The organism is Algoriphagus yeomjeoni, assembly GCF_003259505.1.
Taxonomy (GTDB): domain Bacteria; phylum Bacteroidota; class Bacteroidia; order Cytophagales; family Cyclobacteriaceae; genus Algoriphagus; species Algoriphagus yeomjeoni.
The window spans coordinates 607794-632208 of sequence record NZ_QLLK01000001.1 but is presented as its reverse complement, the minus strand read 5'-3'; the positions used below and the strand labels follow the sequence as shown (position 1 = coordinate 632208).

Below are 24415 nucleotides of genomic sequence, written 5' to 3'. Positions count from 1 at the left end.
GGTTGTATATTCTTTCTATTGAGCTAAGCTCAAATCATTGAAGCATTCACTACTTCCTTGATATCAGCAATAAGCTTTTTGGCCAAATGCTCAGCGGTTGCTTCTGATTCAGACTCTGAGTAAATCCGAATGATCGGCTCCGTATTTGACTTCCGCAAATGTACCCATTCCTTTTCAAATTCGATTTTAACGCCGTCTATATCGTTGATTGGGTGGCTTTTATACTTCTTTTTGATCTCAAGCAAAATTTTTTCTACATCAATCTCAGGAGTGAGTTCGATTTTATTTTTTGATATGTGATAGTTGGGATAAGTAGCTCTGAGTCTGGAAATGGTCTTTCCAAAATTAGCTAAGTGAGTTAAAAACAACCCGATTCCCACCAATGCATCACGACCATAATGAGAAGTTGGATAGATGATACCACCATTACCTTCACCTCCAATGATTGCATTTACAGCTTTCATTTGATTGACTACATTCACTTCTCCAACTGCTGAAGCATTGTAAGTTCCGCCTCTTTTTTCTGTCACATCGCGAAGTGCTCGGGTAGAGCTAAGGTTCGAAACAGTATTTCCTGGAGTCCTAGAAAGCACATAATCTGCTACTGCAACAAGCGTATACTCTTCGCCGAAAGCAGATCCGTCTTCATTGATGAATGCCAAACGATCTACATCAGGATCTACAACGATGCCCAAATCATAGCTTCCGCGCTCTAATTTGCTCGAAATATCTCTTAGATTCTCTGGAAGTGGCTCTGGATTATGAGGGAAATGACCATCAGGAGTACAGTACATTTCTTCTATTTCTGTGACACCAAGGGCTCTTAGCAACATTGGCACAGCGATTCCTCCGGTGGAATTCACAGCATCAACTACTATTTTGAAATTTCTCGCTTTAATGGCCTCAACATCTACTAGCTCAAGGTCTAATACATGCTGAATATGGCGCTCGATGTAATCATTGATTTGAGAATAGGTGCCGAGTTTTTTTACTTCTGCGAAAGCAAAATCTTCTTTCTCGGCTTTCTCCAAAATGTCTTTCCCTTCTTCGTCTGAAATGAACTCTCCTTTGTCATTCAGTAGTTTCAGGGCATTCCACTGCACTGGATTATGGCTTGCAGTCAGGATAATTCCTCCACCGGCTTTTTCCAAAGGAACAGCGAATTCTACCGTAGGAGTGGTACTTAAACCAAGATCGATCACATTGATTCCCATTCCTTGGAGCGTAGCCGAAACTAACCCAGAGACCATCTCACCGGAAAGACGTGCGTCTCTACCGATAATTACCTTAGGGTTATTTGTTTTCTCAAGTACCCAAGCTCCATATGCAGAAGCAAATTTGACTATATCTATGGGAGTAAGTCCATCGCCGGCCTTTCCTCCGATGGTACCTCTGATGCCAGAGATTGATTTAATTAGTGACACGTATGGTAATTTGATTTGATTAAAAACTAATAAATCCCGTCAGCAGACAGGATTATCTCTATTTGAATTTGGCCATGACCTTATCCACTTCATTGTCGGGGTTTCCACAGCTGGTATCACCATCCATAGTCTTTCCACAGAATCCACAGGTTGCTCCTTCCTTATTGAGAAAGGGACTTTGAGAGGCACAAGTGCCCTTGAATTCGCCGTTTTTGAGGAATATTAGCCTTACAGACATCATAATGAAGAATAAAGCAACGAAACCAAGGGTAAGAAATACGGTTGTCATAACGGATAAATTTGCGCAAATTTAAGGCTTTACTTCGAAAACGTCCACAAACCTAGCATAGTTTCCTCACCCATGACAAATTTGAGTACCCGAGCCGAGAAATTGGCAGCTTTTGACAGACTACTTACCATCATGGATGAACTCAGGGAACAATGCCCTTGGGATAAAAAACAAACGACAGAAAGCCTCAGACATTTGACGATCGAGGAAACTTTTGAGCTTTCGGATGCAATTCTCGAAGGAGATGCGGATGAAATCAAAAAAGAATTGGGAGACATTCTCCTTCACATCGTCTTTTATGCACGAATAGGATCGGAAGAAGGCAATTTCGATATGACTACGATGATTGATGCGCTTTGCGAAAAGCTAATCCGTCGTCATCCTCATATTTATGGAGACACCCAAGCAGAGGATGAAGAAGCTGTGAAGCAAAACTGGGAGAAAATAAAGCTGACCGAAAAAGGAAATAAATCTGTTCTTGGAGGAGTTCCAAAATCACTTCCTGCGCTGATAAAAGCCATGAGAATTCAGGAAAAAGCCCGTGGAGTTGGTTTTGATTGGGAAGAAAAAAGCCAAGTTTGGGAGAAAGTAGAGGAGGAAATACAGGAATTCAAAGAAGAATTCAATGTAGCGGACGAAAAGGAAATCGATCGTGAGAAAGCAAGTGGGGAGTTTGGCGATTTAATGTTTTCCCTGATTAATTATGCCCGCTTTATAGACATCAATCCTGAGGAAGCTTTGGAACGAACCAACAAAAAATTCATTAAGCGGTTTCAATATTTGGAGGAAGCAGCAAAGGATTCAGGCAAAAAACTTAGTGAGATGACTTTGGCTGAGATGGATGTGTATTGGAATGAAGCGAAGAGAAAGTAGTCAGTCGCAGTCGCAGTCGCAGTCGCAGTCGCAGTCAAGGAAAAAATAGAGTTTAAAATTTGAGTTCCATAACTAGTAATTAAACATGTCAAACAAAATCATATTTACAAAAGAAGCTCCAGCACCAATTGGACCCTATTCTCAAGCTGTATTGGCAGGAAATACACTTTATGTATCAGGTCAAATTGCTTTGGATGCCGAGACTGGAGAACTTATCAATGAGAACATAACGGAAGAGACTCACGCTGTGATGAAAAACCTGGAAGCAGTGCTTCGTGCAGCAGATTTCACCTTCGCCGACATCGTCAAATGCAGTATTTTCATCAAAAACATGGATGAGTTTGGCACAATCAATGAAGCCTATGGACAGTACTTCAAATCGAACCCACCGGCTCGGGAAACAGTAGAAGTAAGTAAGCTTCCTAAAAATGTGAATGTGGAAATCTCCTGTATAGCCTTTAAATAGCCATTTTTGAACCTGCTCCCATACGATAGCGAAACCTTAGTCAGCGCTCTTTCCAAGGAAGAGGTGCTAGGTCATTTAAATCGTGTGACCAAGGAAGTCAATTACTTAGATCAAAGAACTAGAGCCAAGGGAGATATTCTCTTCAATGGCATTGTGGGCCAAAAAGGTTTTAGAATATCAAAAGTCGTCGACAGAGCTGATACATTTCTCCCGCTAATTTTGGGCAAAGTAGAGGCCACTCCCCGAGGTAGTATCATATTCATTGACTATCGACTGTTTCCTGGGGCACTATTTTTCTTAGGTTTTTGGTCAATCATTTTACTTGCATTCACCGCATTTTACTCTTTTATCATACCAAATTATACGTATGCCACCCTTTGTTTTATCCTCAGCTTGGTGAATTACATCATTGCAATGTATTTCTTCAATAGACAAGTGAAGGCTTCACGGAAAGTTTTTCACCGGCTGATCAACTTCCAAATGAAGGATTAACCCTTCTATTTTTAGGGATAAATGGCTTTTGGGCGTAATTTAGAGCCGCAAAAAAGAATTAATAAAACATACAATATGAGCATCCGCATAGAAAAAGACACCATGGGACCTGTAGAGGTACCTGCTGACAAATACTGGGGCGCGCAGACCCAAAGATCTATTAACAACTTCAAAATCGGCGGCGAAAAAAACCGCATGCCTCTTGAGATCACCCACGCCTTTGCGATTTTAAAAAAAGCAGCTGCGCAAACAAATGCGGAACTTGGCGTTTTGGATCAGGACAAAGCTGATATCATCGGTAAAGTATGTGATGAAATTCTGGAAGGAAAGCATGACGATCAGTTCCCGCTGGTCGTATGGCAAACTGGCTCAGGCACGCAATCAAACATGAACTCAAATGAGGTAATTGCCTACAGAGCGCACGTACTTCTAGGAGGTTCTTTGGAAGATGCCAAAAAGAAAATCCATCCCAATGACGATGTAAATAAATCACAGTCGTCCAATGATACCTATCCCACAGCCATGCACATTGCTGCATACAAAATGGTGATGGAGACTACGATTCCAGGAGTAGAGAAATTGAGAGATACGCTTGCAGAAAAAGCGGAAGCATTTAAGGATGTAGTGAAAATCGGAAGAACTCACTTCATGGATGCGACTCCTCTCACTTTAGGTCAAGAGTTTAGTGGTTATGTAGCTCAGCTAAATCATGGATTAAAAGCATTAAGAAATACCTTATCTCACCTTTCTGAATTAGCATTGGGAGGAACTGCAGTAGGAACTGGACTAAATACTCCAAAAGGGTACTCTGAATTAGTAGCAAAGAAAATCGCTGAGCTTTCAGGTCAGCCATTTGTGACTGCGGAGAACAAATTTGAAGCACTTGCAGCGCACGATGCTATGGTTGAAACTCATGGAGCGTTGAAGCAATTGGCAGTTTCTCTGATGAAAATCGCCAATGATGTGAGAATGCTTTCCTCAGGTCCAAGGTCTGGAATCGGGGAGATTTTAATTCCTGAAAATGAACCAGGATCTTCTATCATGCCAGGCAAAGTAAACCCAACTCAAGTGGAGGCTATCACCATGGTAGCTGCTCAGGTAATGGGGAATGACGTCGCCATTTCCATTGGTGGTTCTACTGGTCATTTTGAACTGAATGTGTTCAAACCCTTAATCGCGACGAATTTCCTTCAATCTGCCCGCTTAATCGGGGATGCATGCATTTCTTTCAATGATAACTGTGCAGTAGGCATTGAGCCAAATACCCCAATGATCCAAAGACATTTGGAGAATTCCTTAATGTTGGTAACTGCTTTGAATCCGCACATCGGCTATGAAAATGCAGCAGCTATCGCCAAGAAAGCACATAAAGAAGGTACAAGCTTAAGAGAAGCAGCGATTGCACTTAATTTATTGACTTCTGAGCAATTCACTGAATGGGTAAAACCAGAAGAGATGACTGGAAGCTTGAAGTAGTATTAAGCTTAGCTGCAAAAGTAAAAATGGTCCCGTCAGCGATGTCGGGACCATTTTTTATGATCTAAAATTCATTGATCAAGGTCTTTAAGTAAAGATTTTATATAGGAATCTGTAATATTCTCTTGATCGGATTTATCATAGATAGAAAGTAAATAAACCATATCATCAGAAATAGCAAAATTGGTTATTACCCTGGCTCCCCCTGATTTACCTTTTCCTTTTGAAGCTATTGACAATCGAATTTTATAGCAGTTTTTAAAAAGTAGAGTTCCTTCGGAAGGATTAGTTTCAAGTTTTTCGATGAGCCTTATATATTCTGATCGTAGGGAATGATATTTCTTAAGTAGCTTTTTAAGCTCCTTCTCAAATTCAGGAACAGATTTGACTTTATAGGTCACAATCAGTTAATTATATCTCTAGCATTTTTAGCTTTCAATTTTCCTGATTTTACATCAAGCATTTCTTTATAGCCCTGAACTACACTTTCTGCAATTTCCTTCGAATCTTCGACTCCTTCTGATGTAATAAATTTCACATTCAATGCCTTTAAAGCTGACTTGATTTCCTTGGATCGTTCGCTATTTTCCACTTCTATTACAATGGTTTCCATGGTGTTAAGTTAAATAAAATTTATGTATTGGATGACTACTTCTTCACATTCAACGAATATTCAATGAAGACGTTTGCTTTGTATAATTGTATAGTAAATTTAGCTAAGAGAGAATTTGGTAAAACCAAAAAAGGCTCCGTCATTTTATATGACGGAGCCTTTTTTGTGCTAGTAATATTTATTCGTTAGGTGTCAACGGATTTGACTTTCTGATCAATCCATCTGGCAATTCACCTTCTGTACTTGCTACAATTGTACAAACTGTCGCATCCCCAGTGACATTCACCACTGTTCTGAACATATCCAAAATTCTATCCGGAGCGATAATCAATGCGATCCCTGCAGCAGGAACCCCAATCGATTCTAGCACAATTATCAACATAATCAATCCTGCCCCAGGAACTCCGGCAGAGCCAATAGAAGCTAAGGTAGCTGTCAAAACAATCATTAATTGCTGCGTCAAGCTCAAGTCCATGCCCAGTGCCTGAGCGATAAACACCGCTGCAACTCCTTGGTAGAGGCTGGTTCCATCCATGTTCACTGTAGCTCCCAAAGGCAAAACAAAACTGGAAATCTCCTCAGAAACTCCCAATTCTTCCTCCACTTGCTTCATGGTCACAGGAAGCGTAGCTGAACTGGAACTAGTGGAGAACGCCAGCAATTGAGCTGGTCTAATAGCTTTGAAAAAATCCTTGTATTTCACCTTGGTAAAAGCCATCAAAATCGCCGGATACACGATCAAAATCATGGTAAACAAACCTCCCAAAACAACTAGGCTATACTTTAATAAAGCCATCAAAAGCTCAACGGCTGAATCTGGATTTTCACCTGCAATCTCTACAATCAATGATGCCATCAGCGCAAAAACCCCGATAGGAGCTATCATCATGATGTAATTTACTATCTGAATTATGACATCATTAAGGCCATCAAAAAACGCAACCACAGGCGCAGCCTTACTCTTTTGGACCTGTAATAGTGCGATACCAATTAGAATCGCGAAGAATACCACCTGTAGCATGGCAGCATTATCTGTGGTAGCTCTAAACACATTGTCAGGTACAATATCCACTAAAGGCTGTAAAGGGCTTTGTTTTTGCAATTCCTCAGCCTGACCCAGTCTCGATCCCGCATCGCCTTCATACAAACTCATCAAATTCTCCCTCGTTTCTGGAGGCAAGCTTTTTCCTGGTTTGAATACATTTACAAGCAACAATCCTATCGAAACTGCCAAAACAGTGGTAACTAAATAAGTACCAATCGTTTTTCCTCCAATCCTGCTCAATTTGGAAACGTCTCCTAAATTAGAAACCCCAACAATCAAAGATGCCAATACCAAAGGCACGGCAATCATTTTAAGGGCATTGATAAAAATCGTCCCAAATGGCTTAATGTAATCTATAGTAAACGAATTGGGGATTGAAGTCTTAATGACCACTAAACCGAAAATCAACCCCAGAACAAGTCCGATGATAATTTGGGTATGTAAGGGTATCTTTTTAAGCATATAGATGGGTTTAGAAGTCCTGCAGTTTATTACTTTTTGACAACAAAATATAATCAGCTATGACCAATGCGGCCATTGCTTCCACAATCGGTACAGCTCTAGGTACCACGCATGGGTCATGACGTCCTTTCCCTGACACTACTACATTTTCACCAGCTTCATTTACCGAATCCTGATCCATCATAATAGTGGCTACCGGCTTGAAAGCCACATTGAAATAAATGTCTTCTCCGTTGGATATTCCACCTTGAATTCCTCCAGAATGGTTAGTCAGCGTACGTACTTTATCTCCTTCTTGGACAAAAGTATCATTGTGCTTGGAGCCTCTCATTTTCACACCTTCAAAACCGCTTCCATATTCAAAGCCTTTCACCGCATTGATACTTAGCATTGCTTTACCTAACTCGGCATGCAATCGATCAAATACCGGCTCTCCGATTCCAGCAGGCGTATTCTTGATCACGCAAGTCACTACTCCCCCAATGGTATCACGATCCTTTCTAACAGAATCAATCAGCTCAATCATTTCCTCTGCCTTTTCTGGGTCAGGGCATCTCAGGATATTTTCTTCAGCTTTGCTGAGATCTAATTCAGTATAACTTTTGTCCAGTTTCAATTCACCAACCTGCGACACAAATGCTTGCACACTGATCCCTTTGGTTTCCAAAAGTTGCTTTGCCAAAGCCCCAGCAACAACACGGGCAGCAGTTTCCCTAGCAGAACTTCTCCCTCCTCCACGATAATCCCGTAATCCATATTTCTCGAAATAGGTAAAATCAGCGTGTGATGGACGAAATTTATCCGAAATATGGGAATAGTCTTTACTCTTTTGATCTGAGTTATTGATCACGATTCCAATAGGAGTACCAGTAGTTACTCCTTCAAATACTCCTGATTTAATCTCAAATTCGTCTTCTTCCTTACGCTGAGTGGTGATTTTGGACTGTCCAGGTTTCCTGCGCTGCATCTCTGCAATAAGCTTTGCCTCGTCTATTTTTAGTCCTGCAGGGCATCCTTCAATGATTACCCCTAAAGCTAAACCATGTGATTCACCATAGGTGGTGATCTTGAATAGCTTTCCAAATGAATTGCCCATTATCTCTTTCTAATTATCAATACAGCCAATAAAGCTACTGAGATCAGCAGCAACACGTTGATTGCGATTGTAAAATAGTATTTATATTTCTCGTTTAAAAACCGATTGTCTTCCGTAGAAATCCGGTCGTAAAGTCCACCTAATCTTTGGCTGGAAATCGCCTGATTTGCTTTACTTTCTCCCACAACTGTAATTTTAGCTTCAGGCCTTAAGGTATCATAAACAGCACGTTCGGAATCAAAATAAACCCATTCGAAATTCTTCGAAAGATCTACCTCTCCTGCCTCGTTGATCGTGATATAATAATTGAATTCTTTGATCCCTGAAACCCGCCCGTATCCTCTATTTATCTGTTGGCGGACATTAGGGTCATAGGTATTCAGATTAGCCATTGGAATCCTCTTAGGAGCAGAGATTGCATTGATATTTCCCACTCCACTGATGCCGAAATTATAGTCAAATCCCTGACCAGTCTCTACTTCTATATTTTTGATATTTTCTCTAAGCTGAAATTGCCCCACGCTCACCTCATTTTTAAGTGGGTGTGGAGGAAGAGGCTTCACTTTTATAGTTTTTGGGTTCGAATAAAAAGTCTTAAAATCCTCCTGCCTGTTCGCTCCAAAGAAGGTGGGATTCTTAGCGATTTTATATTTGATCATTTCCCAAGGAATTCTCGGGATCACTAATTCTCCTTCGGAAAATGGGAAAAATGTCGCCTCATATACCTTAAACTTTGTCCATCTTTTTCCATTGATGGTCACCTGCTCCCGATCAATATTGCTAATGTTGAAATTTTCCTCCCATGCATTTGTAGGTTTTATTTTCTTCAAAATATCATCCAACTGTCTGCCGGCTTCATGAAAACTAAATGCAGCCTGATTAGCCTCAGACATATAAAAAGCCAAGCTGATATTGACCCCTTCTCCCTGATAGACTTCCTCTTTATCTACAGAGACAGAGAAGAATGCGTCATCTTCTACCTCCACATATTCAGGATCTTCCACTGCAGATCTCCCAAAAAAATCAGCAAAGGGATCTGAAGCTTGATTTCGTCCACTGCTAGTACTCACTGGGTCAACTACTGTTATTCTTTTTCCCGCTGAGGGATAAGCTTGCCCATTAATGGAAAGCTCAAAAGACGGTAAAGTAAAATCTCCTTTCCTGCTCGGCTTATAATACTGAATGATGCTATTAGAGCTGCTCATCTGACCGTTGATGAGGTTCATCGAGGAGGATTGAGAAATTCCTTGTTTTTGGAAACTGGGTATCTCAGGAAACTGATCGTAGGATTTGATTTTTTCGTTGCTGAGGGTTACTTTAATGGTGAACGTTTCATTCAAACCGATCTCACCAGGCCCAAGCTCTATTTGAACATCCTGAGCCATAGCCGTTCCTGTAAACAGAAAAAGGCAACATACGAAAATGATTCGGGCAAGCGTTTTAATCATGATTGCGAAAATAGGGAATATTCTACTCTTTGATTTCTAAAATAACGCAACATCTATAGAAATGCCTTCGTATTGAAACTTAAAATCAGTTAAAAACCTAAACTCTTTAGAAGACTATGATCGAATATGTAAAGACTATCTTACAAAAGGTCAGCTTTTCAAAATATTTATTTGAACGTGAGCTGAGAAAAGGACTAAGGTTAATCTCTCCGTCAGATATTCAGGAATTCAAAGACTGGTGTTATCTGATGTTTGGCAAAATACATCAGGTAATCTTGAATAGATATTTCGAACCCGCATTATAACTTAAAAGCCCCAACCAAATCTCTGGAAGGGGCTTTTTCATGTATGGTAGTTGGTATTTTTTAATCTTTTGTAGCAAAATCCGGATACGCACGCATACTGTGCTCATTGATATCCAAACCTTCGGTTTCTTCTGCTTCATCTACTCTGATTCCAATAGTCTTTTTCAACACAAAGAATATCACCCCAGCGAAAATCACACAAAACACTCCAACAGCGACCACTCCTATTAACTGTGAAATAAACTGGCCAATACCAGCCAAATCTCCGAAGATACCGACCGCCAAAGTACCCCAGATACCACCAACTAGGTGAACTGAAATGGCTCCAACTGGATCATCCACTTTGATTTTGTCAAAGAAAACAACGGCTAAAACGATCAATCCTCCGCCAACTAGACCAATGATAATTGAAGAGTTAACTCCCATCTGATCAGCTCCAGCGGTGATACCTACTAGACCAGCCAAAATACCATTCAATACCATCGTGATATCGTAGGTTTTGAACATTAAATAGGAAACGATCAATGCTCCGAAAGCTCCTGCTGCTGCAGCCATGGAGGTAGTAACAAATACTTTAGACACTAAACCTGGATCGGCGCTAAGTACAGAACCGCCGTTGAATCCAAACCATCCGAACCACAACAAGAACACGCCTAGTGTAGCCAAAGGAATATTATGACCAGGAATTGCCGTCATTCCTCTGGAAGTATATTTTCCAATTCTAGGACCTAAAAGTGCAGCCCCGATCAATGCTCCCCATCCACCTACAGAGTGTACGATGGTAGAACCTGCAAAATCATAGAACGGTGTTTCCAATGTATTCAGGAATCCACCACCCCATTTCCACATCCCTACGATAGGATAGCAAATCCCTACATATAAGAAGGAGAAAAAGATAAATGGCCCAAGCTTTACCCGCTCAGCCACTGCTCCAGATACAATCGTTGCGGCAGTTGCTGCAAACATAGCCTGGAAAATAAAATCTGTAAAGAAGGTATAGCCTGCATTGTACTCACTAGTATCCCAGCCTTCTGGAAGAGTGAGTCCAAAACCTGCAAATCCAAAAAAGGAACCAGCATATTCTGCTCCTGGGTACATCAAATTAAAGCCGACGAAGGCGTAAGTCAAAAGCCCAATTGCAGGGATTATGGTATTCTTGAATAGGATGTTAACGGTATTTTTTGAGCGTGTAAGCCCAGCTTCCAAGCTGGCAAAGCCCAAGTGCATGATGAATACCATGGTAGTGGCGATCATCATCCATAAGTTATTTACGGTAAATAATTCTTGCATGTGATAAAATAGGTTCGGTGGATGATTGATTTTAATTAAAGTGCCTGCTCGCCAGTGTCTGTATTTCTGACACGATAGGCTTCCAATACGTCATAGACAAAGATTTTCCCATCACCTACCTGACCCGTCTTACCTTCTTTTAGAATGCAGTTGATCACAGGCTCCACCAATTCTTCTACTGTAACTATCTCTATTTTAGTTCTAGGAATGTACGCTGGTTCATAAGGAACTCCTCTGTACATCTCAAGCCTGGCATGCTCCAAGCCCATACCTTTCACCTCATAAAAGGTGAGAAACTTCACTCCGAGAGCAGCCACACAGGAGTGGATCTGATCAAAGCGGGAAGTCCTGATAATCGCTTCAATTTTTTTCATTTTTTCAATGGGTTTAATGGTTTTTTGAATTAATGGCATAAAACTAAACAGAAAATTAAATTAATTCATATTCCGGGTGAAATTTTACCCAATTCTAAAAATCTAAACACACTATTCTCCAATTATGGATAATCTGAAACCCTATTTCTGAATTAAAATTTATCCATTTATCAGTTTCAAGTTTAAATAAAAACCATTGGCGTTTGGTGAAAGAGCAAAGTTCCCTTGCCCTCCTGACATAAAAACTTATTTTTGCCTTCGATTTACAAAACCTACTATGAACCAGAAACCAACACTTTTATTACTCGCAGCAGGAATGGGAAGCCGATATGGCGGAAATAAACAAATCGATGGATTTGGCCCTAACGGAGAGACTATCCTTGAATATTCTATTTTCGATGCGATCAGGGCTGGTTTTGGCAAGGTCGTTTTCATCGTCCGGGAAGAAATTCTTGAGGTAGCAAAGGAAAAATTCCTTCCAAAACTCAAAGGAAAAATCGAAGTGGATTTTGTAATCCAATCACTTGACAGCTTTGTACCAGCAGAACTGAAACAAGCGGATCGTAAGAAACCCTTCGGTACTGCACATGCAGTACTCTGTGCGAAGGATGCGATCAAAGAACCATTTGCAGTGATCAATGCAGATGACTTTTATGGAAAAGAAGCTTTTGAAGCCATAGGTAAGTTTCTAACCACTGAGGTAAAGCCTGACCTTCATGCAATGGTTGGCTATGCGGTTCAGAATGTACTTTCTGAAAATGGTACAGTTAGTCGTGGCGTCTGTGAAACCAATGCAAAAGGTCATCTTATAGGAATGGTAGAAAGAACTTCCATTGCTAGTGAAAACGGAAAAATCCTAAGTAAAGGAGAAGACGAAGTTTTGGAAATCGCTGAAGGAACACCAGTAAGCATGAACTTCTGGGGCTTCCATCAAGATGTTTTTGCTGACATCGAGAAAATGTGGAATGAATTTCTACCTGCAAACCTCGAAAATCTAAAGTCAGAATTCTACATCCCAACTGTTGCCAACAACCTGATCAAAGCTGATGAAGCAGCATTTGATATCCTGGAAGGTGGTAAAGTATGGTTTGGGGTCACCTACACAGAGGATAAACCTGTGGTGATCGATTCACTGAAAAAACTACATGATGCTGGAGAATATCCAGCTGAGCTATGGAAATGAAATAAAGGAGCTTCGGCTCCTTTTTTTATGTCTATGTATTGACAACACCATCAATCAACGAAAAATAAGAAACTTCGGAATCCAACTTTGAAAGTATCTTCTTTGACCTCTCCGGCCTCGCATCCGTCAAAAATATCTGCCCAAAGGTATGTTGCGAAATTAGCTGCATCATTTGAGCAATTCTCAGATCATCTAGCTTATCAAAAATATCGTCCAGCAATAGAATTGGCTTTTCGCCCTTCTCTCTTTCAAAAATCTGAAACTGAGCCAGCTTCAGTGCAATGATATAGGACTTCTGCTGTCCCTGGCTTCCAATCTTCCGAATCGGATGCTCGCCTATCATAAAGCCAAAATCATCTTTGTGAATCCCTGCATTGCTGTTTTTAGTGATCAGATCTTTTTTTCGAAGGCTTTTAAAATAGGCGGTAAAGTCTTCACGCAAAGCTTCGGTTTCATAGATCACACTCACTAGTTCCTGGCCTTGAGAAATCTCCGAATAATGACTTTGTAATAAGGGAGCCATTTCTTTCAGAAGCTCATTTCTTCTGGCGGCAAGGACAACACTTAGTTCGATTAATTCCAAATCGTAATTATCCAAAAGGGTCAAATCACGTCTGCCAGTTTCCGCGAACTTCTTCAGCAAGGCATTTCGCTGTTTCAAAAAGTGATGGTAACGGATCAATTGATCTAAATAGGCATGATCAAGCTGAGAAATCAATCCGTCAAAAAACTTTCTACGACCATCGCTCCCTCCTTTAATCAGTTCCGTATCGTCGGGAGCTATTAAGACTAAAGGAATCAGTCCAACATGCTCGGAAGTTTTGGCAAGTGCCTTTCCATTTTGGTAGAGCTGCTTCTTTTTTCCCAACTCCACCGTACATCTCACTTCCAGCTGCTTTTCTTCAGCAAGTTCAAATTGCCCTTTGATCGCAAAAAAATCTTTGTCATGCTGCACATTCAGACTATCGCTGGATTGCACGGCGCTTTTGGTCAAAGACAGGTAATGAATCCCATCCAGCACGTTAGTTTTCCCGCTTCCATTCAAACCCACAAAACAATTGATCTCAGTGGAAAATTGGAGTCGGGTCTTCTCATGATTTTTGAATTGTAAGAGTTCGAGCGACTTCAGGTGCATGAGATTGGGTAATTATTTCGAAGGGAGCCTGTTATTTAGGGCGGGTTGATTATATTTGGAACCTAAAATTAGCATATTTTCATCATTACGATATGGCAAAGAAAACTGCAGCAACGAAGTCCAAAGTAAAATATTCGAAGGAAACCTACACCTTTTGGTACGAGAGCATGCTCTTAATGAGGAGGTTCGAGGAAAAAGCTGGGCAACTTTATGGTCAGCAAAAAATCAGAGGATTCTGTCATTTATATATAGGTCAGGAAGCTTGCGCTTCGGGAGCCATTTCGGCTTTGACCAAAGACGACAAGTGGATCACTGCTTATCGTTGTCACGCTCACCCACTTGGATTGGGTACTGATCCAGGAGCTGTGATGGCAGAGCTTTTTGGCAAAGCGACTGGTACTACCAAAGGAAAAGGTGGTTCTATGCACATTTTCGATAAAGAGAAAAACTTCATGGGAGGTCACGGAATCGTAGGAGCACAAATTCCTATGGGTCTTGGAATGGGCTTCGCAGAAAAATATAAGGGCACCAAAAACCTGGCAATTTGCTACATGGGAGATGGTGCTGTACGTCAAGGGGCTTTTCACGAAGCATTGAACTTGGCTATGCTTTACAAGACTCCAGTGATTTTCGTCATTGAAAACAATGGCTATGCAATGGGTACTGCTGTCAAGAGATCTTCGAATGTAGAAGACCTTTCTACTTTGGGCGAATCTTACGACATGCCTTCTTTTGCAGTGGACGGAATGAATGTAGAAGCGGTACACGAAGCTGTAGCTGAGGCTGCGGAAAGAGCAAGAAGAGGCGATGGCCCGACTTTGCTGGAGATGCGAACTTACCGATACAAAGGACACTCCATGTCCGACCCTCAGAAGTACAGAACCAAGGAGGAAGTAGAAGAATACAAGCAACGTGATCCTATGGAGCAGGTGCTTGCTACGATCAAAGAAAATAATATTCTTACCGAAGAGGAGATAGAAGAAATCGTAAAAGGCGTAAAACAAAAGGTAACAGATGCGGTGAAATTCGCTGAAGAATCCCCTTGGCCTGACGGACAGGATGCTTTCAAGGATGTTTACATCCAGGAAGACTATCCATTTGTAATGGAATAAATCTAAAAAACGTAACGTCTTAAAAGCCATGAAGACAGAAAGCCTTCATGGCTTTTTTATTGGGCTTTGTAGAAAATATAAAAACCGTATATTTGCGGCTGAAATTTGAGTAGCATGGCAACGAAACAAACTAAAAGAGTACAACCTGAGCAGCACAATGATCTTTTGGAAGATCCTTCTGAGATTGCATCGAGATTAGGTAAAGGTGAGGCTTTTTTAAAGCAGAATAGTAAGGTACTAGCTGGCGTATTAATCGCAGCAGTGATTTTGATCGGAGGAATTCTTTTTTTCCAGATCAATAATCAAAACCAAAATGAGGAAGCACAAAAGGAAATGTTCCAAGCGGTATATTTCTACGAGCAAGACAGTGTTCAACTAGCCTTGAATGGTGACGGAATCAATGCTGGCCTTCTTAACATCGTAGAAGAATACCCAAGAACTGACGCGGCTAATCTTGCGCATTTCTACATTGGATCTATCTATCTTTCTGAGAGAAAATACGAGGAAGCAATCACTGAATTGGAGCAATTCTCCGCTGATGATTTCTTGGTACAGGCAAAAGCTTATTCCCTAATCGGAGATGCAAACATGGAGCTTGGCAACACAGATGCAGCTATTTCTAATTATAAGAAAGCTGCTGACTACGATGAAAACAAGTATTTCACTCCAAAGTATTTGACCAAACTTGCTATTGCTCAAGAAGAGGCAGGTAATATTTCAGAAGCAATTGCAGCTTACACTGAGATCGAAGAAAAGTATTTCGAATCATTCGAATTTTCTGCAGCACGAAAACATAAAGCTCGCTTAGAAGGTCTTGCCTCTAAGTAATGCTTTTCCTATAGCATACTAGAAGAGTAAGGCCCTGCGGTCTTACTCTTTTTTTGTTTAAACCTACTCTAATCTCTCCTCAACCAAACACCAGTCAACCCTAGATCATTCAGACTTCAAATCTTGATTCTTGGCTCTTGATTCTCTAATCTCGGCTCTTGATACTTGATACTTGATACTCAAAAACTCTGATTCTCAAAACTCAGTTCTTCCATCCAAAAATTAAAAAGCAATCCCATATGGCAACTTCTCTTAAAAGCCTAAGCGCTCATTCTTCGAAAAACGTACAAGATATTAGTAATAAAACTTTTGGAATCATCGTCTCCGAATGGAATGAAGATGTGACGGAAGCACTCTATTCAGGTGCATACCAGACACTTTTAGAAAATGGAGCAAAGAAAGGAAATATCATTCGCAAGAATGTTCCAGGCTCATTCGAACTTACACTTGCTGCGCAATGGCTAGCCCAAGAAGAAAGCATCGATGCGGTAATCTGTTTAGGATGTGTGATCCAAGGAGAGACCAAGCACTTTGATTTCATCTGTGATGCGGTTGCACATGGCATTACAAATGTGGGATTGAAATACAATAAGCCAGTGATATTTGGAGTATTGACGCCAAATACTCAGCAACAGGCCATGGATCGCGCTGGCGGAAAGCATGGCAACAAAGGCGACGAAGCAGCTATTACGGCTGTGAAAATGCTTGGATTCTAAGACAAAAACCTATTAACCTTATAAGTATATGAAAATCATGAAATTTGGAGGCACCTCTGTGGGCCGTCCAGAACGCATGCACCAGGTAAAAGACCTAATCACCCGAGGTGATGAATCAAAAATCGTAGTTCTTTCAGCTCTTTCTGGTACGACCAATTCTTTGGTAAGTATCGGAGAAGCGCTTGCGGCCTCAGATAAAGTGCTGGCAAAGTCAAGAATCGATGAGCTGCATGCCCATTACACTGACTTTTACCCAAAATTGGTAAAGACTGAAGCTGCACAAGAAAAAGCTCAGGAAATTATCAAAGAGCACTTTGAGTTTTTGAATATTCTGTTGAAAATCTCTTTCAATGAGGCAATCAACCGCGATATTCTTGCTCAAGGAGAATTGCTTTCTACCAAGCTATTTCATACGCTTTTGGAAGAATTGGAGATCCCTGCGGTATTCCTTTCTGCATTAGATTTTATGAGTATTGATGCAAATGCAGAACCTGAATTGCAGAAAATCTCAGACCGTTTGAAGGCAATTCTAGCCCAGCATCCGGACGACACTATTTTTATCACGCAGGGTTTTATTTGCAAAAATCACCTAAACGAAGTAGATAACCTAAAGCGGGGCGGATCTGATTACACTGCTTCACTAGTTGCAGCGGCCATTCAAGCTACAGCTTGCGAGATCTGGACTGATATCGACGGCATGCACAACAATGATCCTCGAATCGTAGATAAAACTCGTCCAATTGCAGAAATGTCATTTGACGAGGCTGCAGAGCTTGCTTATTTCGGCGCAAAAATCCTTCACCCTGCATCTATTTGGCCAGCCCAGCAATTTAACGTGCCAGTGAAATTGTTGAATACCATGCAGCCAGAGGCTCATGGGACGTTGATCAAAGCTGAAGTGGATTCTAGAGGTGTGAAAGCAATCGCGGCCAAAGACGGAATCACTGCGATCAAAATCAAATCCAGCCGTATGCTTTTGGCTTATGGTTTTCTGAGAAAGGTGTTTGAGATTTTCGAAAAGTATAAGACTCCAATCGATATGATTACAACTTCCGAAGTGGCTGTATCGGTGACGATTGATGATTTGAGTCACTTGGAGCATATTTTGGAAGAACTCGGCACATTCTGTAGTGTGGAAGTGGACAGGGACCAGACGATCATCTGTATCGTGGGGAATATGGTTTCGGAAAGCAAAGGAGCGATTCAATCTGTCATCGATTCGCTGATAGAATATCCCGTTCGAATGGTTTCCTTTGGAGGAAGTCGTCACAACGTCTCCGTTTTGGTAGATTCCAAATTCAAGAAAGAAGCACTGCAAAGTCTCAATCAAGACCTATTTACTTGGTAAAATGATAGCCGGCCTAGCGCCGGCTATTTTATTTAGACTCATTCTTATTACTTTTGGGGGATGTCAGTGGAAAACGATAAACCAGGCTTTCTTCAGCGCCTACAAACCAAGTGGAAATTGGATAGCCTACTTCAGGTCGTTTTAGTTTTGGTGGTTTTTGCCTGCACTGGATTCACTATTCTATTTATCAAGAACCCAATTCTTGACTTCTTTGGAGTAGAAAAAGGCGGATTTATTAACACCTTTCTTTATTTACTTTTAGTTCTTCCCCTTTACCAGATCATTTTGTTGATCTATGGTTTCATTTTTGGCCAGTTCAGATTCTTTTGGGAAAAGGAAAAGCAGATTTTTCGGAGGATTAGTGGATTGTTTTCCAAGCGGAAATAAATATTTACCCGCAGAGCGCGCGGAGAATTTCGCAGAGATCACAGGTTTTAACTGGTTAGCATAGTAAGGTGCAAGCCAATTTTTCAATCTTCAAATTTTGCAATCTTCCAATCTACTTAAGAAATCCTACTCCAATTCACAGCAGTCTTCTTTTGCTGCTTAATCTGTCGGAGAATTGGTTCGTTTTCCGGCAGAAGCAATTCTGGATCATTTGCTAAAAGTTGTTGAGCAGCATCCCTAGCCAAAGTCAAAATCGGGGCATCTTTACTTAGATCAGCGATCAACAAATCGGTGATTCCACTTTGCTGGGTTCCCATCAGATCTCCTGGTCCACGTAATCGCAAATCCACATCAGCGATCTCAAAACCATCATTAGTACGAACCATTGTCTCCAATCGCACTCGTGAATCCTTAGAAAGCTCATACTTGCTCATCAGGATGCAATAACTCTGCTCAGCACCTCTTCCTACTCTTCCGCGTAGCTGATGCAATTGGGACAGCCCAAACCGTTCAGCATTCTCTATGATCATGACAGAGGCATTAGGGACATTCACTCCCACCTCAATTACCGTAGTCGCCACCATGATTTTTGTTTCGCCTTTCACGAAGCGTTGCATCTCGTATTCCTTGGCATCTGCTTTCATCGAGCCATTCACGATGCTGATCGGATAGTTGGGAAAAGCTCGGGAAATACTTTCGAAGCCATCCATGACATTTTTGAGATCCATCTTTTCGGACTCTTCGATCAGCGGGTAAACAATATAAACTTGCCTTCCTTTTTTGATTTCCTGATTAATAAAACCAAAAACCTTCAAGCGATCCTTATCATATCTATGTACGGTCTGAATTGGCTTTCTCCCTGCAGGCATCTCGTCAATCACCGACACATCCAAATCTCCGTAAAGTGTCATAGCAAGTGTCCGTGGAATTGGAGTTGCCGTCATGACCAAGACATGTGGGATGAATTCTTCATTCTTAGCCCAAAGTTTCGCCCGCTGGGCTACACCAAAACGATGTTGCTCATCCACGATCGCTAATGCCAAGTTCTGGAACTGCACCACATCTTCTAAAAGAGCATGGGTTCCGATCAGGATTTTCAGTTCTCCTGAAAGCAGTTCGTCGTGAATGATTTTTCGGGCAGATTTCTTAGTCGAGCCCGTGAGCAAAGCAACTTTCAGCCCCATCATATCGGCGAATTCCTTCAACCCGGCGTAATGCTGTGTTGCCAAAATTTCCGTCGGAGCCATCAAGCAAGCCTGTGCGCCTGAGCTGATCGCTATCAATGCGCAAATAAACGCAACCATCGTCTTGCCACTGCCCACATCTCCCTGAATCAGCCGGTTCATCTGTTTCCCAGACTTGAGGTCACCATAAGCTTCTCGGATCACTCGCTTCTGTGCATTGGTGAGTTCAAATGGAATATGATTAGTATAGAACTCCGTAAGCAGTTCTGTGTTGTTCAGTATTTGCCCGTGAAACTTCTCAGTTCTGGCAACTTTCAACATCAGGAGACGGAGTTGCAAGTAAAAAAACTCCTCGAATTTTAGCCTCTTTCTAGCCCTTTGCAGAAGGTTCGGGTCTGTAGGAAAATGAATCTGGCGAAGAGCCTCCTTTTTCCCAATGAGCTGATATTGCTGCAAAATTTCCTCAGAGATCGTCTCCCGAATATGAGGAAAGCAAACCTGCACCAATTGCTCCATGATTTTGGAAATCCCCTTGGAATCCAAAAATCTGGCTCTCAGCTTTTCTGTGGTAGAATAAACCGGCTGAAAATTATTTCTCTTCTCATTTGCCGAAGTAAGCGGCTCCATTTCAGGGTGAGCAATGCTCCACCTTCTGCCGAATTGTGCCGGCTTTCCAAGGAAAACATAGGCAGCGCCCGGAGCAATATTCTTTTGAACCCAGGCGATTCCTTTGAACCAAGTCATTTCCATCTCCCCAGTTTCGTCTGCCACATGTGCTACGAGTCGCTTTTTATTGCCCATTCCTACGAGCTCTACCTTTCGGATTTTTGCAATAACCTGCACAGATTCCATCTCGGAATGAAGCTCTCGGATCTTAAAAAACTTCGTTCTGTCCTCGTAGCGAAAAGGATAATGCTGCAGCAATTCACCGAAAGTGAAAATATTCAACTCCTTGTTGATCAGAGCGGCGCGCTGGGGACCTACTCCTTTGAGAAATTCTATTTTGGTGTCAAAAAAACTGGACAAGGAAATTTGATTTTTGGGTAGGCCAAATTAAACCCGCTTAGCCCAAATGCCAATAAAATGACCGGAATTGTCAGAAATCAATTTCAGGACTGGGTAACTGATTTCCAGATTTTCTCTAATTCTGACTTAGCGTCTTGAAGACTTTTCAGCAAGAGCATTTGATTCTTAGCCCTGTGAAAATTTTGCTCAGGATATTCTACTTTGTAGTACACATTGCCCTGCAGGTGATCTGTGAAAAAACGAAGCCCCATAATGCAGGTCATTACCTCACCAGCCAAAAGAAAGGATTTAGTTTCATCTTTGGTAGCAAGTGATTTCACTCCACCCCAATAACCTTTCAATAACTGCTCAAAAACAGGGATTTCAAGTTTAATCTCATCCCAACTCTGACTAGTCTCTGATACAGAGCAGGCTACTGTACGAACCAAATCGCCAAAGTCATACATCAAGAATCCGCTCATCAGGGTATCCAGATCGACCAAAGCCTCCACTTTTTGAAAGTCATGAGAAAAAATCAGATTATTGATCTTAGTGTCGTTATGCGTAAGACGTTCTGGAAGGGTGCTTTGTAATTTCTGATACGCATCAATAAGATCCTTTTGTCCCAAGTAGAAATTTAATACCTCCTGATCTACTTGTGAAACAGATCCCTTCTCAGCAGCAACTTCCTTAAGCTTTGCAAAGCGCAAATCCAAGCGATGGAAATTTGGAATAGATTCCAGTAATTGATCTGTATCTACATCCTTTCCCCATGCAGCAAAGACTCCGTAAGCTTTTGCCGCCAAATAAGCTTGATCCAGAGCTGTGATTTCTTGGATTGTCTGACCCGAGACAAATTCAAATAATCGAAAAAGCCGGCTGCCTACAGTAGTAATCAATCCATTATTTGAATTCAATATGGGTAACGGAAGCTGAAAAGGGAGAAATGTGACGTTTCCTTGAGATTTCACTAACCGCTGATTGTGCGAAATTCGATCAGGAAATTGGAAAACGCCATTATTGAACTCCTGCAAAATAAATTTAGAAGCTTCAGTCTCTATCAAATAGGTACCATGGATCAATCCTGCTCCGAAAGCCTGAAATTCAAATTTTTCGAATGAATCAAATGTATAATTAGCCAGAATGGCGGCGATATCTTCCTTATTCATGGCCCAAAGCTATAGGATCGTGGTCAATTCCGAATTACCTCAAGAAGAAAAATCTAACCAAAGTATGAATTGAATCCCTATGCGATCTCATGTAATTCAGGCGGAATTATATTTTTAAAAATAAAAAGCAGATTATATTTCGCAAAAAAGCTGACTTGCCAAAATTCTGCGCAATCTTCGACAAAGTCTTTTCCTGTTTGATAGAAAATAAATACATTAGTGAAATTTATCATTTAAGTAGAAAGTTATTTTCGAAAAAATTTAAAGAACTCCCTAATCCCATATATCATGAATGTAACCGCCATAGACTGGTCGATCATTGCTGCTTTCTTTGTCATTTCTCTACTTATAGGGCTTTACACATCGAAACAGGCTGGTTCCTCTGCCAAAGAATTTTTTCTATCTGGTAGAAATATGCCGTGGTGGTTATTGGGAGTTTCTATGGTCGCTACAACCTTCTCTGCCGACACCCCAAACTTAGTGACAGACATCGTGAGAAAAAACGGCGTCGCAGGTAACTGGGCTTGGTGGGCATTTTTGCTGACAGGTATGCTGACAGTATTTGTCTATGCAAAACTTTGGAGACGTTCTGAAGTAACTACTGACTTGGAGTTCTATGAATTGAGATATTCTGGCAAGGGTGCGGCATTCTTAAGAGCATTCCGTGCAATTTACCTTGGAGTTTTCTTTAATGTGGTCATCATGGCTACGGTCTCGCTTGCTGCAATCAAAATCGGTGGCGTAATGCTTGGGCTTACCCCTGTTCAAACCTTATTGATTGCGTCTATCGTCACTGTTGTTTATAGTTCGCTAGGAGGATTAAAAGGCGTTCTGCTAACTGACTTTTTCCAGTTCTTCATTGCCATGATCGGGTCGTTTGGAGCGGCATATTTCATTCTTGACCTTCCTGAAATTGGAAGTTTAAACAACTTATTGACACATGAAAATGTGGCTGGAAAGCTAGATTTCCTTCCAGACTTCTCCAATCCGAATGCATACATTCCACTTTTCTTGATGCCAATCGCTATCCAGTGGTGGGCAACATGGTATCCCGGTGCTGAGCCTGGAGGAGGAGGATACATCGCTCAGCGTATGCTTTCTGCAAAAGATGAAAAGAATGCCATCGGTGCAACTTTGTTTTTTAACATAGCTCACTATGCCATGCGTCCTTGGCCATGGATTTTGATCGCACTTGCATCCTTGATTATATTCCCGAATATCTCGGATTTACAGACAGCTTTTCCAAACATTCCAGCAGATAAACTAGGAGACGATTTGGCCTATTCTGCCATGCTTACCTACTTGCCTACCGGTTTGATCGGTATTGTACTTGCCTCTCTGATTGCTGCGGTGATGTCTACTCTTTCTACTCATTTGAACTGGGGATCTTCCTACATCGTCAATGATTTCTACCTGAGGTTCATGAAGCCAGAAGCTTCGGACAAAGAATTGGTAGCTGTAGGTAGAATATCTACAGTAGTTCTGATGCTCCTGTCCGCTATCTTAGCTCTTGCTCTTTCCAGTGCCTTGGATGCCTTCAATATTCTATTACAGATTGGAGCTGGAACAGGCTTGATCTTTATTCTAAGATGGTTCTGGTGGAGAATCAACGCATACACTGAAATATCAGCTATGGCCATTTCATTTGTGGTTGCAATTTTCTTTGAGGTGATCAATCCTAAAGTAAACTGGATCATGATCCCAGAAAATCAAGCATACCTGAAGCTGATTTATAGTGTTAGTATTACCACGATTGGTTGGTTGATCGTGACGTTCGTTACAGCCCCAGAGAAGGATGAGGTACTGCTTTCATTCTATAGAAAAGTAACTCCAGCTGCTTTTGGTTGGAAAAAGGTTTTAGATCGATACCCAGCTGAAAAACAAGTCATCGGTCAACTTCCTAAAGAAATCGGATTAATGATGATAGGTTCGGTGATGGTTTACTCAGCCCTTTTCTCCACAGGATTCTTTATTTATGGCAATTTGCTCGGAGGGTTTGTCGCGGGTGCCATCGCTATTACAGGAGGAATCATCATCATCAGATCTTGGAAAAAACTGAGTTAATCAACAAATTTTACTGAATTCATCAAGTGGGCCATGTCCTCCTTGATGAATTCAATTACTGGGGCGAGGGAATCATTTTTCATGGCGGTGTTGAAATACAGAGCTCCTCTCAAAAAATTATCAGTAGAATCAGTCACAAAAAACTGAAATTGCGTAGGTACTTCACCCGTAAGCTCAGCCACCACTCCGGTGTATCCTTCTGGTGTTAAGAGCACAACCTCTTCTATCCCATAAGCTTTCACTTGATGTTGAGCTGTCAATCGAAAGGCATCACTGGATAGCTGCCGAAAATTGACCCGGTCTCCATCAATTCGCTTATAAGTCAGGTGTACTTTTGCCCCAAATTCCTCATAATTCAAATTGACCCAATCTTCCTCATCCAAATTGAATGTATCAGCTTCCACCTTCGAATAACTGGAATAATCAATTTGATATGGATACCCAGTAGTGAGCCTTTCAAATGAATGGTCAGGCAAGTCAATACGATTGTAGCCGGGTGGTTTGGGTAGGTAAGTTTGTTCACAAGCAACTGCCCCTACTAATATTAAAACCAGACTTAAATATTTCCTCATGCTTAAAATTAGATAAAGTGTTTGATTTGGCTGGGGAATAAATGAAATTTAACCAAACA

Annotated in this window: 24 protein-coding genes; 11 read left to right on the top strand and 13 right to left on the bottom strand. The window is 41.3% G+C overall.

Annotated features, from left to right (window positions below):
- Window positions 1-29 precede the first annotated feature (29 nt).
- Complete coding sequence (gene glmM / locus LV83_RS02765; RefSeq protein WP_111609984.1) at window positions 30-1424, bottom strand: phosphoglucosamine mutase; 1395 nt, start codon at window positions 1422-1424, stop codon at window positions 30-32.
- Between the two features lie 58 nt (window positions 1425-1482).
- Window positions 1483-1713: a hypothetical protein gene (locus tag LV83_RS02760; RefSeq protein WP_111609983.1), complete on the bottom strand. Its 231-nt coding sequence runs from the start codon at window positions 1711-1713 to the stop codon at window positions 1483-1485.
- Between the two features lie 72 nt (window positions 1714-1785).
- On the opposite strand from LV83_RS02760, the gene mazG reads away from it, so the two are divergent.
- From mazG to fumC, 4 genes are all read left to right on the top strand, one after another.
- A complete protein-coding gene (gene mazG / locus LV83_RS02755) occupies window positions 1786-2586 on the top strand; it encodes a nucleoside triphosphate pyrophosphohydrolase (RefSeq protein WP_111609982.1) in 801 nt (266 codons plus the stop codon).
- A gap of 85 nt (window positions 2587-2671) precedes the next feature.
- Complete coding sequence (locus LV83_RS02750; RefSeq protein ID WP_111609981.1) at window positions 2672-3052, top strand: RidA family protein; 381 nt, start codon at window positions 2672-2674, stop codon at window positions 3050-3052.
- 6 nt (window positions 3053-3058) lie between these two features.
- Window positions 3059-3544: a hypothetical protein gene (locus tag LV83_RS02745; RefSeq protein ID WP_111609980.1), complete on the top strand. Its 486-nt coding sequence runs from the start codon at window positions 3059-3061 to the stop codon at window positions 3542-3544.
- Window positions 3545-3619: 75 nt separating this feature from the next.
- On the top strand, window positions 3620-5020 hold the full coding sequence (gene fumC / locus LV83_RS02740) for a class II fumarate hydratase (protein ID WP_111610112.1): 1401 nt from the start codon (window positions 3620-3622) through the stop codon (window positions 5018-5020).
- Window positions 5021-5091: 71 nt separating this feature from the next.
- Here the strand turns inward: fumC and LV83_RS02735 are convergent, their stop codons facing one another.
- The 7 genes from LV83_RS02735 to LV83_RS02700 all read right to left on the bottom strand — a co-directional run bounded on the left by LV83_RS02735 (window position 5092) and on the right by LV83_RS02700 (window position 11653).
- Window positions 5092-5421 (bottom strand): type II toxin-antitoxin system RelE/ParE family toxin, encoded by a 330-nt coding sequence (locus tag LV83_RS02735; protein ID WP_111609979.1) that lies wholly within the window; start codon window positions 5419-5421, stop codon window positions 5092-5094.
- 2 nt (window positions 5422-5423) lie between these two features.
- Window positions 5424-5633, bottom strand: a complete 210-nt coding sequence (locus LV83_RS02730) for a DUF2683 family protein (RefSeq protein WP_111609978.1) — start codon at window positions 5631-5633, stop codon at window positions 5424-5426.
- A gap of 178 nt (window positions 5634-5811) precedes the next feature.
- Window positions 5812-7140, bottom strand: a complete 1329-nt coding sequence (locus LV83_RS02725) for a dicarboxylate/amino acid:cation symporter (protein WP_111609977.1) — start codon at window positions 7138-7140, stop codon at window positions 5812-5814.
- Window positions 7141-7150: 10 nt separating this feature from the next.
- Window positions 7151-8236 (bottom strand): chorismate synthase, encoded by a 1086-nt coding sequence (aroC, locus tag LV83_RS02720; protein ID WP_111609976.1) that lies wholly within the window; start codon window positions 8234-8236, stop codon window positions 7151-7153.
- Entirely contained in the window at window positions 8236-9684 is a 1449-nt protein-coding gene (locus LV83_RS02715; protein ID WP_111609975.1) for a BatD family protein, read from the bottom strand. Before LV83_RS02715 ends, aroC begins: the two co-directional genes overlap by 1 nt.
- A 365-nt stretch (window positions 9685-10049) precedes the next feature.
- Window positions 10050-11279 (bottom strand): ammonium transporter, encoded by a 1230-nt coding sequence (locus LV83_RS02705; protein ID WP_111609973.1) that lies wholly within the window; start codon window positions 11277-11279, stop codon window positions 10050-10052.
- A 35-nt stretch (window positions 11280-11314) separates the two neighbouring features.
- Window positions 11315-11653: a P-II family nitrogen regulator gene (locus LV83_RS02700; protein WP_111610111.1), complete on the bottom strand. Its 339-nt coding sequence runs from the start codon at window positions 11651-11653 to the stop codon at window positions 11315-11317.
- Between the two features lie 277 nt (window positions 11654-11930).
- Here LV83_RS02700 and LV83_RS02695 point away from each other — a divergent pair, with 277 nt between their 5' ends.
- On the top strand, window positions 11931-12836 hold the full coding sequence (locus LV83_RS02695) for a nucleotidyltransferase family protein (RefSeq protein ID WP_111609972.1): 906 nt from the start codon (window positions 11931-11933) through the stop codon (window positions 12834-12836).
- A 31-nt stretch (window positions 12837-12867) separates the two neighbouring features.
- On the opposite strand, the gene recF is transcribed toward LV83_RS02695, so the two are convergent.
- Window positions 12868-13971 carry a DNA replication/repair protein RecF gene (recF, locus tag LV83_RS02690; protein ID WP_111609971.1) on the bottom strand — a complete coding sequence of 368 codons (1104 nt, stop codon included), beginning with the start codon at window positions 13969-13971 and terminating at the stop codon, window positions 12868-12870.
- Between the two features lie 92 nt (window positions 13972-14063).
- On the opposite strand from recF, the gene pdhA reads away from it, so the two are divergent.
- The 5 genes from pdhA (at window position 14064) to LV83_RS02665 (ending at window position 18362) form a co-directional block, all read left to right on the top strand.
- Complete coding sequence (gene pdhA, locus LV83_RS02685) at window positions 14064-15083, top strand: pyruvate dehydrogenase (acetyl-transferring) E1 component subunit alpha (protein WP_111609970.1); 1020 nt, start codon at window positions 14064-14066, stop codon at window positions 15081-15083.
- 114 nt (window positions 15084-15197) lie between these two features.
- Window positions 15198-15911: a tetratricopeptide repeat protein gene (locus tag LV83_RS02680; protein WP_111609969.1), complete on the top strand. Its 714-nt coding sequence runs from the start codon at window positions 15198-15200 to the stop codon at window positions 15909-15911.
- Window positions 15912-16150: 239 nt separating this feature from the next.
- Window positions 16151-16627 (top strand): 6,7-dimethyl-8-ribityllumazine synthase, encoded by a 477-nt coding sequence (gene ribH, locus LV83_RS02675; protein ID WP_111609968.1) that lies wholly within the window; start codon window positions 16151-16153, stop codon window positions 16625-16627.
- A 28-nt stretch (window positions 16628-16655) separates the two neighbouring features.
- Window positions 16656-17975 (top strand): aspartate kinase, encoded by a 1320-nt coding sequence (locus LV83_RS02670; RefSeq protein WP_111609967.1) that lies wholly within the window; start codon window positions 16656-16658, stop codon window positions 17973-17975.
- Between the two features lie 60 nt (window positions 17976-18035).
- Window positions 18036-18362: a DUF6787 family protein gene (locus LV83_RS02665; protein ID WP_111609966.1), complete on the top strand. Its 327-nt coding sequence runs from the start codon at window positions 18036-18038 to the stop codon at window positions 18360-18362.
- A gap of 116 nt (window positions 18363-18478) precedes the next feature.
- Here the strand turns inward: LV83_RS02665 and recG are convergent, their stop codons facing one another.
- Window positions 18479-20572 (bottom strand): ATP-dependent DNA helicase RecG, encoded by a 2094-nt coding sequence (recG, locus tag LV83_RS02660; RefSeq protein WP_111609965.1) that lies wholly within the window; start codon window positions 20570-20572, stop codon window positions 18479-18481.
- Between the two features lie 83 nt (window positions 20573-20655).
- Window positions 20656-21720, bottom strand: coding sequence for a phosphotransferase enzyme family protein (locus LV83_RS02655; protein WP_111609964.1), 1065 nt, complete (start codon window positions 21718-21720; stop codon window positions 20656-20658).
- A gap of 288 nt (window positions 21721-22008) precedes the next feature.
- Here LV83_RS02655 and LV83_RS02650 point away from each other — a divergent pair, with 288 nt between their 5' ends.
- A complete protein-coding gene (locus LV83_RS02650) occupies window positions 22009-23784 on the top strand; it encodes a sodium:solute symporter family protein (protein ID WP_111609963.1) in 1776 nt (591 codons plus the stop codon).
- Here LV83_RS02650 and gldD read toward each other — a convergent pair.
- Entirely contained in the window at window positions 23781-24356 is a 576-nt protein-coding gene (gene gldD / locus LV83_RS02645) for a gliding motility lipoprotein GldD (protein WP_111609962.1), read from the bottom strand. The two genes, LV83_RS02650 and gldD, sit on opposite strands and share 4 nt — an antisense overlap.
- Window positions 24357-24415: the final 59 nt, after the last annotated feature.

Coding starts and splice junctions, on each gene's coding strand:
- LV83_RS02760 (WP_111609983.1), bottom strand. CDS start 1,713: ATGACAACCGTATTTCTTACCCTTGGTTTCGTTGCTTTATTCTTCATT.
- mazG (WP_111609982.1), top strand. CDS start 1,786: ATGACAAATTTGAGTACCCGAGCCGAGAAATTGGCAGCTTTTGACAGA.
- LV83_RS02750 (WP_111609981.1), top strand. CDS start 2,672: ATGTCAAACAAAATCATATTTACAAAAGAAGCTCCAGCACCAATTGGA.
- fumC (WP_111610112.1), top strand. CDS start 3,620: ATGAGCATCCGCATAGAAAAAGACACCATGGGACCTGTAGAGGTACCT.
- LV83_RS02730 (WP_111609978.1), bottom strand. CDS start 5,633: ATGGAAACCATTGTAATAGAAGTGGAAAATAGCGAACGATCCAAGGAA.
- LV83_RS02725 (WP_111609977.1), bottom strand. CDS start 7,140: ATGCTTAAAAAGATACCCTTACATACCCAAATTATCATCGGACTTGTT.
- aroC (WP_111609976.1), bottom strand. CDS start 8,236: ATGGGCAATTCATTTGGAAAGCTATTCAAGATCACCACCTATGGTGAA.
- LV83_RS02715 (WP_111609975.1), bottom strand. CDS start 9,684: ATGATTAAAACGCTTGCCCGAATCATTTTCGTATGTTGCCTTTTTCTG.
- LV83_RS02705 (WP_111609973.1), bottom strand. CDS start 11,279: ATGCAAGAATTATTTACCGTAAATAACTTATGGATGATGATCGCCACT.
- LV83_RS02700 (WP_111610111.1), bottom strand. CDS start 11,653: ATGAAAAAAATTGAAGCGATTATCAGGACTTCCCGCTTTGATCAGATC.
- LV83_RS02695 (WP_111609972.1), top strand. CDS start 11,931: ATGAACCAGAAACCAACACTTTTATTACTCGCAGCAGGAATGGGAAGC.
- recF (WP_111609971.1), bottom strand. CDS start 13,971: ATGCACCTGAAGTCGCTCGAACTCTTACAATTCAAAAATCATGAGAAG.
- pdhA (WP_111609970.1), top strand. CDS start 14,064: ATGGCAAAGAAAACTGCAGCAACGAAGTCCAAAGTAAAATATTCGAAG.
- LV83_RS02680 (WP_111609969.1), top strand. CDS start 15,198: ATGGCAACGAAACAAACTAAAAGAGTACAACCTGAGCAGCACAATGAT.
- ribH (WP_111609968.1), top strand. CDS start 16,151: ATGGCAACTTCTCTTAAAAGCCTAAGCGCTCATTCTTCGAAAAACGTA.
- LV83_RS02670 (WP_111609967.1), top strand. CDS start 16,656: ATGAAAATCATGAAATTTGGAGGCACCTCTGTGGGCCGTCCAGAACGC.
- LV83_RS02665 (WP_111609966.1), top strand. CDS start 18,036: ATGTCAGTGGAAAACGATAAACCAGGCTTTCTTCAGCGCCTACAAACC.
- LV83_RS02655 (WP_111609964.1), bottom strand. CDS start 21,720: ATGAATAAGGAAGATATCGCCGCCATTCTGGCTAATTATACATTTGAT.
- LV83_RS02650 (WP_111609963.1), top strand. CDS start 22,009: ATGAATGTAACCGCCATAGACTGGTCGATCATTGCTGCTTTCTTTGTC.
- gldD (WP_111609962.1), bottom strand. CDS start 24,356: ATGAGGAAATATTTAAGTCTGGTTTTAATATTAGTAGGGGCAGTTGCT.